Annotated in this window: 6 protein-coding genes; 5 read left to right on the plus strand and 1 reads right to left on the minus strand. The window is 70.8% G+C overall.

What is annotated here, in order from left to right; translation table 11 throughout:
- Positions 1-79: 79 nt before the first annotated feature.
- Complete coding sequence (locus HMPREF0731_RS02510; RefSeq protein ID WP_007002431.1) at positions 80-1,141, minus strand: glycosyltransferase family 4 protein; 1,062 nt, start codon at positions 1,139-1,141, stop codon at positions 80-82.
- A 132-nt stretch (positions 1,142-1,273) separates the two neighbouring features.
- Here HMPREF0731_RS02510 and HMPREF0731_RS02515 point away from each other — a divergent pair, with 132 nt between their 5' ends.
- The 5 genes from HMPREF0731_RS02515 to dps all read left to right on the plus strand — a co-directional run bounded on the left by HMPREF0731_RS02515 (position 1,274) and on the right by dps (position 7,447).
- The gene (locus HMPREF0731_RS02515; RefSeq protein ID WP_040611870.1) at positions 1,274-3,064 is read left to right on the plus strand and encodes an ABC transporter ATP-binding protein; all 1,791 of its coding nucleotides are present in this window, start codon (positions 1,274-1,276) and stop codon (positions 3,062-3,064) included.
- Positions 3,065-3,077: 13 nt separating this feature from the next.
- Positions 3,078-4,502, plus strand: a complete 1,425-nt coding sequence (locus tag HMPREF0731_RS02520; protein ID WP_007002433.1) for an alpha,alpha-trehalose-phosphate synthase (UDP-forming) — start codon at positions 3,078-3,080, stop codon at positions 4,500-4,502.
- Between the two features lie 59 nt (positions 4,503-4,561).
- Entirely contained in the window at positions 4,562-5,134 is a 573-nt protein-coding gene (locus HMPREF0731_RS02525; protein WP_007002434.1) for a nucleoside 2-deoxyribosyltransferase, read from the plus strand.
- Positions 5,135-5,280: 146 nt separating this feature from the next.
- A complete protein-coding gene (locus HMPREF0731_RS02530; RefSeq protein ID WP_007002435.1) occupies positions 5,281-6,885 on the plus strand; it encodes an MFS transporter in 1,605 nt (534 codons plus the stop codon).
- A 79-nt stretch (positions 6,886-6,964) separates the two neighbouring features.
- The gene (dps, locus tag HMPREF0731_RS02535; RefSeq protein ID WP_007002436.1) at positions 6,965-7,447 is read left to right on the plus strand and encodes a DNA starvation/stationary phase protection protein Dps; all 483 of its coding nucleotides are present in this window, start codon (positions 6,965-6,967) and stop codon (positions 7,445-7,447) included.
- Positions 7,448-7,539: the final 92 nt, after the last annotated feature.

The raw sequence follows: 7,539 nt of genomic DNA on the forward strand, positions 1-7,539 counted from the left end.
AAAAAAGGCCGGGGGAAGGAATTCCCCCGGACCCCATCTTTTTTCTGTCAGGGCCGGCCGCCGCTGGCGGCCGGCTCTCTCAGTTGCCGGCGACGGCGCGCAGGCGCGGCGACTTGGCCTGCTCGATCAGCTCCTCATAGAGAGACACATAATCCTCGGCCATGCGGCGGGCGGTGAAGCGCTGCTCGAAGCGCGCGCGCACCTTGGCGCGGTCCAGCTCGGGGATGCGCGCCACCGCGGCCACCGCCTCATCCTCGTTCTCGACGATGAAGCCGCTCAGCCCATCCTCCATCACCTCGGGCACCGAGCCGCGGCGCATCGCGATCACCGGCGTGCCGCAGGCCATCGCCTCGATCATCACCAGGCCGAACGGCTCCGGCCAGTCGATCGGGAACAGCAGCGCATGCGCGCCGGAGAGGAATTCCGGCTTCTGCGCGTCATTGATCTCGCCGATGTATTCGACATGGTCCTGGCCCATCAGCGGCGCGATCTCGCGCTCGTAATAGGCGCGGTCGGCGGCGTCGATCTTGGCGGCGACCTTCAGCTTCACGCCCGCCCGCTTGGCGATGCGGATGGCGCGGTCCAGCCCCTTCTCCGGCGAGACGCGGCCGAGGAAGGCGAAATACTTCTGCTCCACCGGCTGCGGCGTCAGCCGGTCCTTCGGCATGCCGTGCAGGATGGTGCGCGCCCAGTTCAGCTTCGGGATCGGCAGGCGCTGGTGGTCGGAGATCGAGACATACGGCGTGTGGCCATAGGTCTCGTAGATCATCTTGAACTCGGGCAGGTCCAGCCGGCCATGCAGCGTGGTCACGAAGGGCACGCGCTGGCGGTCGAGCAGGCCGAGCGGGAAATAGTCGATATGCGAATGGATCACGTCGAACTCATGCGCCCGCTGGCCGACGATCTCGACCATGCGCATGTAGTGCGCCACCCAGTCCTTCACGGTCGGGTCCAGGCGCAGCGCCTCGGGGCGCATCGCGGCCAGCTTCGCATGGGTCACGGAATCGCCGCTGGCGAACAGCGTGACCTCATGGCCCATCGCCACCAGCTCTTCGGTCAGCGAGGAAACCACCCGCTCGGTGCCGCCATACAGCTTGGGCGGCACGGCCTCGAACAGCGGCGAGATTTGCGCGATACGCATGAACGCGATCCCTTTTCTCAGGCAGATCACAAAGTCTACTGGAACAGGAGCGCCGCGTGACTTGATCGTGGCCGCGTGCGCCCATATTTCATCGTGAACCTACAAATCCATTATGGCGAAAAGTAGGCTGTCTTGGCGCATTCCACGGCTTCCCCCGCCCCCTTGGCGCCCCCCTCCGGGCTGCGCTTCCTGGTCCGCCACGCGGCCCGCCACGCCCCCGGCCATGCCCTGGTCTTCGGCGCCGTGCTGCTCGCCATGCTCTGCGCCGTCTCGACGCAATACGGGCTGAAGCACCTGATCGACCGCATCGCCGCCGGGCCGCAGGCGGCTCCCGCGGCCTGGTCCGCCTTCGGCCTGCTCTGCGCCCTGATCGCCGCCGACAACCTGCTCTGGCGCCTGGGTGGCTGGCAGGCGACGCGGGTCTTCACCGCCGTCTCGGGCGATATCCGCAACGGGCTCTTCGCCCATCTGGCCGGTCACAGCCCCGGCTTCTTCGCCGACCGCCTGCCGGGCGCGCTGGCCACCCGCCTCTCCGCCACCGCCCAGGCCGCTTTCGCGGTGGAGAACAGCCTGGCCTGGAGCCTGATCCCCCCCTGCACCGCCGTCCTCGCCGCCATCGGCTTCGCCGCCACCGTCTCGGCGCCGCTGGCCGCCGGCCTCGCCGTGGTGGCGCTGCTGATCGGCCTGCTGATGCACCGCCTGGCGCGGCGCGGCACCGCGCTGCACCGGGCGCACGCCGCCAGCGCCGCGGCGGTGGATGGGGAGCTGGTGGACATCGTGGGCAATATCGGCGTCATGCGCGCCTTTGGCGCCACGCTGCGCGAGCGGGCGCGAATCGCCGCCTGCGTCGCCACCGATGTCGCCCGCCACCGCGCCAGCCTCTGGCACATGGAGAAGCTGCGCACCCTGCACGCGCTGCTGACCATCCTGCTCACCGCCGGCGTGCTGGCCGCCGGCATCGCCCTGTGGCAGCGCGGCGCGGCCACCGTGGGCGATGTCGCCTTGCTGGCAACCCTGTCGCTCACCATCCTGCATGGCACCCGCGACATCGCCGTCGCCCTGGTCGATTTCACCCAGCAGATGGCGCGGCTGGAGGAAGCCCTCTCCGCCCTGCTGCTGCCGCACGCGCTGGAGGACGCGCCGGGCGCCCAGCCGCTGCGCCCCGGCCCCGGCGCGCTACGATTCGAGGGGGTCTCCTTCGCCTATCCCGGTCGTGGCGCGGTGCTGGAGGACTTCACCCTCGACATCCCGGCCGGGCAGAAGGTGGGGCTGGTGGGCGCCTCGGGCGCCGGCAAATCCACCGTGCTGGCGCTGCTGCAACGCTTCTGGGACCCCGATTCGGGCCGCATCCTGGTCGATGGCCAGGACATCCGGCAGGCGACGCAGGACAGCCTCGCCACCGCGCTCGCCGTGGTGCCGCAGGACACCGCGCTCTTCCACCGCTCGGTGCTGGAGAACATCCGCTACGCCCGCCCCGACGCCACCGAGGCCGAGGTGATGCAGGCCGCCGAGGCCGCCCAGTGCCGCGACTTCATCGAAGCCCTGCCGGAGGGCTTCGCGACCCTGGTGGGCAATCGCGGCGTCAAGCTCTCGGGCGGGCAGCGCCAGCGCCTGGCCATCGCCCGCGCCTTGCTCAGCCCCGCGCCCGTCCTGCTGCTGGACGAGGCCACCAGCGCGCTGGACAGCGAGAGCGAGCGCGCCATCCAGGCGGCGCTCGCGCGGCTGATGCAGGGGCGCACCGTCATCGCCATCGCGCACCGCCTCGCCACCCTCCAAAATTTCGACAGAATCATCGTCCTGAATCGGGGCCGGATCGTGGAGGATGGCCCGCCCGAGGCGCTGGCCCGCCACCCCGGTCCGTATCGGGATCTGTTGCTGCAGCAGCAGGCCGGCGCACCGCCCGGCCAGCCGGATGCAGCCTGAAAGGGCAGCGCGCATGTCGCGTCTCGTCGTGGTTTCCAACCGGGTCGCCCCCATCACGGAGGGCGAGCCCACCGCCGGCGGCCTGGCGGCCGGCGTCATGGACGCGCTGCGCCACAATGGCGGGCTGTGGTTCGGCTGGTCCGGCCAGACCCTGCCCGATGTGGTCCCGCCCGAGAGCCTGCCGCCCGGCATGCCCCCCGCCATCGCCCGCAGCGGGCCGGTCACGCTCTACACCACCGACCTGACCCAGCGGGACTACAACGAGTATTACCGCGGCTTCGCCAATGGCACGCTGTGGCCGGTGCTGCACGACCAGACCGCGCTGGCCCGCTTCGACTGGGCCGAATTCGCCGGCTATCGCCGCGTCAACACGCATTTCGCCCGCCATCTGGCCGATCTCGTCGCGCCTGACGATGTGATCTGGGCGCATGACTACCACCTGCTCTGCCTCGCCGGGCAGCTGCGCGAGATGGGCCTGCGCAACCGCATCGGCCTGTTCCTGCACACGCCGTGGCCCTCGCCCTCCGTGCTGATGACCGTGCCGGCGCATGCCGAGCTGGTGCGCGCGATGGCGCAATACGACCTGATCGGCTTCCAGACCGAGCGCGACCGCCTCGCCTTCGCCGACTACATCCGCCGCGAGCTGGGCGGCGAGGAAGCCGCCGGCGGCCTGCTGCACGTCCATGGCCGGCTGATCCGCACCGGCGTCTACCCGATCGGCGTGCAGGTGGACGCGCTGCGCGCCGAGGCCGTGGCCGGCGCCGGCCACGCGCAGATGCAGGCGCTGCACCGGGCGCTGGGCGAGCGCGAGCTGATCATGAGCGTCGAGCGCCTGGACTACTCCAAGGGCCTGCGCCAGCGCTTCGCCGCCTATGAGCGCTTCCTGGCCAACCACCCCGCCTGGCACCGCCGCGTCGAATACCTGCAGATCGCGCCGCCCTCGCGCTCCGATGTCGAGGCCTACCAGGCGATCCGCCGCGAGCTGGAGGGCGAGGCCGGCCGCATCAATGGCCGCTTCGCCGAGCTGGACTGGACGCCGCTGCGCTACCTCAACCGCAGCTTCCCGCGCGCCGCGCTGATGCCGCTCTACGCCGCCGCCCGCGTCGGGCTGGTGACGCCGCTGCGCGACGGCATGAACCTCGTCGCCAAGGAATATGTCGCCGCCCAGGACCCGGCGAACCCCGGCGTGCTGGTGCTCTCGCAATTCGCCGGCGCGGCGCGGGAGCTGGACGCCGCCCTGCTGGTCAACCCGCATGACGAGGCCGGCGTCGCCGCCGCCCTCGACCAGGCGCTGTCCATGTCGCTGGCGGAGCGGCAGGCCCGCCACGCCGCCATGCTGGCGGTCATGCGCCGCAACAGCCTGGAGCGCTGGCGCGATCGCTTCGAGGGCGATCTGCGCGCCCTGCCGGCAACCGGCGCGCGCGGCCGCGCCGCCTGACGCGGAACGAGGCGCCCCGCCCCCTGGCGGCGGGGCGCCCGACCCGGCAAATTGGCGCCATGCGCATCTATCTTGCCGGCCCCGATGTCTTCCTGCCCGACGCCGCCGCCATCGCGGCGGAGAAGAAGGCCATCTGCGCCCGCCACGGCGCCTTCGGCATCTTCCCCACCGACCCCATCGCCGACCCCGCCGCCGAGGCCGCGACCGAGCGCTGGTACGAGATCTACCTGCGCAACGAGGCGCATATCCGCGCCGCCGACGCCATGATCGCCAACCTCACCCCCTTCCGCGGCCCCTCCGCCGATGCGGGCACGGTCTATGAGGTGGGCTTCATGCGCGCGCTCGGCCGCCCCGTCGCCGGCTACACCAACAGCGCCGAGGATTTCACCCGCCGCACCCGCGCCTTCCTGGGCGAGGCCCTGCGCCCGCTGCCGGACGGGGGCTGGGCGGATGGGGAGGGGCTGCACCTGGAAAGCTTCGGCTGCCACGACAACCTGATGATCGATGGCGGCATCCGCGCCTCCGGCGCCCGCCTGATCGCCCGCGCCGTGCCGGAAGAACAGCGCTGGCGCGATCTCACGGCCTTCGAGGCCTGCCTGGTGTCGCTGCTGCGCGGGAAGATCGCGGCCTAGAAAACAAACGGAAAAGGGTTCTTTTTTGGAAAAAAGAACCAAAAGACTTTTGTCAGAAAGAGGGCGCACCAGCTGAGGGCGCAAGCCCTGGCGAACCAAACAGGATGCGGGCAGTTTGACCCCCTGCCCGCCCTGCAAGGCCGCCCATGTCCCAGACCACCGCGTCCGCCTCCGCCTTCTCGCCGCTGCGCCACCCCGCCTTCCGCCTGCTCTGGCTGGCCAACCTCGCCAGCAACACCGGCATGTGGGTGCAGAACACCGGCGCCGGCTGGCTGATGACCAGCCTCGACCCCTCCCCCATCATGGTTAGCCTGGTGCAGGCCGCCTCCATGCTGCCGGTCTTCCTCCTGGCCCTGCCGGCCGGCGCCATGGCCGACATCGTCGACCGGCGGCGCTACCTCATCTTCGCGCAAGGCTGGATGTGCAGCATGGGCCTGCTGCTCTGCCTGGCCACCGCCAGCGGCAGCATCGGGCCCTGGAGCCTGCTCGCCTTCACCTTCGCCATCGGTGCCGGCAGCGCCATGAACTTCCCTGCCTGGGCCGCCACCACGCCCGAGCTGGTGCCGCGCAGCGACCTCACCCAGGCCATCGTGCTGAACGGCATCGGCTTCAACCTCTCCCGCGCCGTGGGGCCGGCGCTGGGCGGCTTCATCATCGGCCTCGCCGGCACCGAGGCCGCCTTCGCCTTCAACGCCCTCTGCTTCGTCATCCTGATCGTGGCGCTGCTGCTCTGGCGGCGGGAGGCGCCGCGCAGCACCCTGCCCAAGGAGCATTTCCTCTCCGCCATGCGGGCCGGGCTGCGCTTCGTCTCCGCCTCGCCTTCGCTGCGCGTCATCATCCTGCGCGCCGTGGTGTTCTTCTTCTTCGGCGCCGCCATGTGGGGGCTGCTGCCGCTGCTGGTGCGCGGCCGGCTGGGGCTGGGGCCGGAAGCCTTCGGCATGATGCTGGCGGCCATGGGCGTGGGCGCCGTCGGCGCCGGGCTGCTGCTGCCGCGCTTCCGTGCCATCCTCAGCCGCAGCGATCTGGTGGCGGGCGCCGCCCTGCTGGCCGCCGCCGCGCTGCTGCTGCTGGGGCTGGCCACCCATTGGCTGCTGGCCGGCATCGGCATGCTGCTCTACGGCGCCGCCTGGATCGGCGCCGCCTCCACCCTGCAGGCGGCGGCGCAGCTGGCCTCGCCCGCCTGGGTGCGGGCGCGCGCCATCGGCATCTACCAGCTCTCCTTCTTCGGGGCGCTCGCCCTCGGCTCGGCGCTCGCCGGCTGGGCGGGCGATGTCTTCGGCGTGCAGGCCTCGCTGCTGGGCTTCGGCGTGGGCGGGGCGGTGGCGGCGCTGGTGATGCGGCGCTGGTCGCTCGACCCCCGCCCGGCGGCCGAGGCCGCCTCCTCCCTCCTGCCCCAGCCCGAGGCGCCGGCGGCGGAGCTGGTCTCCCTGCTGGCGCAGGATCGGGGCCGGGTGCTGGAGATGGTCCGCTACCGCATCGACCCCGCCGACCGCGCGGCCTTCCTGGCGGTGATGGCCGAGCTGCGCCAGGTGCGGTTGCGCAGCGGCGCCCTCTCCTGGCGGCTCTATGAGGATGTGGCCCATCCCGAGCTGTGGGCGGAGTTCTGGGCGATGGAGAGCTGGACCGAGCATCTGCGCGAGTTGGACCGGCTGCAGCCCGCCGACCATGCCGTGATCGCCCGCGCCGCCGCCCTGCACCGCGGCGGTGCAACCGGACCGGAGGCCACGCGCTTCATCAGCCAATCGCCCTAGGCCGGGGCGGGGCTGACAAACCGCCCTGGAAACCCCACCCTCAGCGGAGCGTTAGCTTAGCCAGACAGGAGGTTACCCCATGGCTCTTCGCGCCACGCGCAACGATCTTGGCGAGAACGCCAAGAAGGTCTCCGTCAGCGTGCTGAACGCCACGCTGTCGGACACGATCGACCTGACCAACTGCGTCCGCATGGCCCACTGGACCCTGCGCGGCTCCAACTTCATCGGCCTGCACACCATGCTGGAGGGCTTCTACAACGAACTCTTCGCCACCGCCGACGATGTGGCGGAGCGCCTGGTGCAGCTGGGCGGCACGCCCGACGGCACCAGCCAGAACGTGGTCGAGAAGTCGCGCCTGCCGGCCTATCCGCAGGGCACCACCGCCTCGCTCGAGCATGTGAAGGAGCTGGCCGACCGCTTCGCCCTGCTGGCCAAGCATGTGCGCGAGGGCATCGACAGCACCGACGAGGCCGGCGATGCCGACACCGCCGACCTGCTGACCGGCCTGTCCCGCGACCTGGACAAGAAGCTGTGGATGCTGGAAGCGCATCTGGAGAAGTAAGAAGAAGGGTTCTTTTTGAAAAAAGAACTTTTCTTTCAGTTTGGTGTCCCGCGTCAGGCCTGAGGCGGGACGCCAGCTGACGAAAGTCTTTT

It is taken from the genome of Pseudoroseomonas cervicalis ATCC 49957 (genome assembly GCF_000164635.1).
Lineage (GTDB): Bacteria > Pseudomonadota > Alphaproteobacteria > Acetobacterales > Acetobacteraceae > Pseudoroseomonas > Pseudoroseomonas cervicalis.